This window comes from Aminobacter sp. P4_H6_2, assembly GCF_056400805.1.
This window is the reverse complement of sequence record NZ_JBFUKO010000913.1, coordinates 1-1,573: the sequence shown is the minus strand read 5'-3', so window position 1 is coordinate 1,573 and position 1,573 is coordinate 1. Positions and strand designations below refer to the sequence as shown.

Sequence of the window (1,573 nt, the reverse complement as noted above, 5' to 3'; positions counted from 1 at the left end):
TCGCTATGAAGGCGGGACGGATCGTCGCTGACGGTTCACCGGCCGAGGTGCTGCAGCCCAGCGTTTTGGCCGAAGTCTTCGGCTACCACATGAATGTCATCGACGTCGAAGGCGCCCCGTTGGTTCTGCATCACCGCTAGCGATTGCCTGCGCGAAACAACTCGTCCCGTGGGCTCACCCCTTGAAGCGCGCCGCTTCTTCCGAACCGCGTGTGGCGTCGCCCGCGCTATAGGAATGGGCTCCGGCACCGGCGAGCTTGCCGCCGTCGACGATCAGATATTCCTCGCGGATCGGCCGGCCTTCGAACCAGCATTCCAGGATTTCGYGGGTGCCGGCGGCATAACGCGCCTGGGCGGAAAGCGACGATCCGGAGATGTGCGGTGTCATGCCGTGATGGGGCATCGATCGCCATGGATGGTCCTTGGGCGCTGGCTGCGGGAACCAGACGTCGCCGGCATAACCGGCGAGTTGGCCGCTCTCCAGTGCGCGGGCGACCGCGTCGCGATTGCAGATCTTGCCGCGCGCCGTGTTCACCAGATAGGCACCGCGCTTCATCCTGGCGATCATCGCCGCGTCGAAGAGATTTTCAGTCTCGGGATGCAGTGGGGCGTTGATCGTCACCACATCGCAGACAGGCACCATTTCAACCGCTGATCTGTGGAAGGTCACGCCCAGTTCCTTCTCGACCGCTTCGGGCAAGCGGTGGCGGTCGGTGTAGTGCAGCTTGACGTCGAACGGCTTCAGCCGGCGCAGCACGGCACTGCCGATCCGGCCAGCACCCACGGTTCCGATCTGCATGCCTTCGACATCGTAGGAACGCGCGACACAGTCGGCGATGTTCCAGCCGCCCTTCACGACCCATCCGTAGGAGGGGATGTAGTTGCGCACGAGCCCGAGGATCATCATCACCACATGCTCGGCGACGCTGATCGAGTTGCAATAGGTCACCTCGGCGACCGTGATTCCGCGATCCATCGCCGCCTGCAGGTCGACATGGTCGGAGCCGATGCCGGCGGTAATCGCAAGCTTCAGCCGTTTGGCCTTGGCGATCCGTTCCGCAGTCAGGTAGGCCGGCCAGAACGGCTGCGAGATGACGATCTCGGCATCGGCGAGTTCACGTTCAAAAACGCTGGCCGGGCCGTCCTTGTCCGACGTCACAATCAGACCGTGTCCAGCACCTTCGAGAAATTTCCGCAAGCCCAGTTCGCCCGACACGCTGCCGAGCAGCACGCCTGGTTCAAAGTCGATCGCCTTGGGCGTGGGCAGCGTCTGGCCGCCGGGATAGCGGTCAAGCCTGGGGAGGCCGTCCCGCGCATATCGCTTGGGATAACCGTCGACCGGATCGTCATAAAGGACGCAAACGACCTTTGCCATTTCCTATCTCCCTTCGTCTGACAGGACGAGGAAGACGCTCGATGCTCGCAAGTAGCGACGCCCGGCAGCACGAACTGGTGAAGCAAGCTATGACCCGCAGGTTGCCAGGCGCTTCCTCGTTTGGAAAGTTGCGCGGTATGGCGAATTAGATGGCGGAGCCAGACGCGGTTTCAAGGCCCGCTGGCGCGACCTCTTAGGC

1 protein-coding gene is annotated in these 1,573 nt (G+C 62.9%); it reads right to left on the bottom strand.

The window, feature by feature from the left end:
* Window positions 1–174 precede the first annotated feature (174 nt).
* Complete coding sequence (locus AC1DUU_RS31585; protein WP_476787242.1) at window positions 175–1,374, bottom strand: NAD-dependent formate dehydrogenase; 1,200 nt, start codon at window positions 1,372–1,374, stop codon at window positions 175–177.
* Between the last annotated feature and the right edge of the window lie 199 nt (window positions 1,375–1,573).